This window comes from Mesorhizobium sp. WSM4836 (assembly GCF_055811815.1).
The window spans coordinates 1-595 of record NZ_JBVVQF010000087.1; the positions used below are offsets into that span (position 1 = coordinate 1).

Annotated in this window: 1 protein-coding gene; it reads left to right on the forward strand. The window is 60.7% G+C overall.

What is annotated here, in order from left to right:
* The first annotated feature begins 46 nt into the window (after positions 1 to 46).
* Positions 47 to 232 carry a hypothetical protein gene (locus AC0L2P_RS32195; protein WP_473507245.1) on the forward strand — a complete coding sequence of 62 codons (186 nt, stop codon included), beginning with the start codon at positions 47 to 49 and terminating at the stop codon, positions 230 to 232.
* The last annotated feature ends 363 nt before the right edge of the window (positions 233 to 595 follow it).

The window sequence follows — 595 nt, forward strand, 5'->3', positions numbered from 1 at the left end:
TTGATGTTTTCGATCCGCCGTGTGAAATGGCCGCGGGATGGTGAGCATGTCTGATGATGAACAAACCGCTGCGACGCGCTGGTCGTTGAAGTCCGAACTCCGCGCCGTCGGCCGCGACAAGCCGCTGCTTGTGGCGCTGGCGGCGATCCTCTGCCTCTATTGTGCGTTTATCGCCGGACCGATCGTCTACGCGGTGCTGGCCATCAACGGCATTGCGGATTTCTTCCAATGAGGCCGGTTCCGGCGATCTCGCTCCGGCCCTGCGTCTACCGCGCCCGAACTGCTCGACCTGGACGAAATTGCTTAGCCGGGATGAAACTGTTACGACTGTCGTTCGTACCTGGAGGGGTGCGGGAGGACACGTGACGATAAGAATCAGACTTCCGGGCGGGACTTTGAAGATCAAGAACCGGGACGAGCTGCGGCGTCGCGAGCAGAAGCGCGAGGTGCCGGTTTTGCAGGTCGGCAATTATTTCGTAATTTGGTGGCCGAGCGGTATGTCCGATCGCCCGTCCTCGCCCAACAAATCCTCGTCCAGGAAATAGCCCGCGCACCCGACGATCCCGACTGGCGCCTTGGCGCAGGATCAGGAACC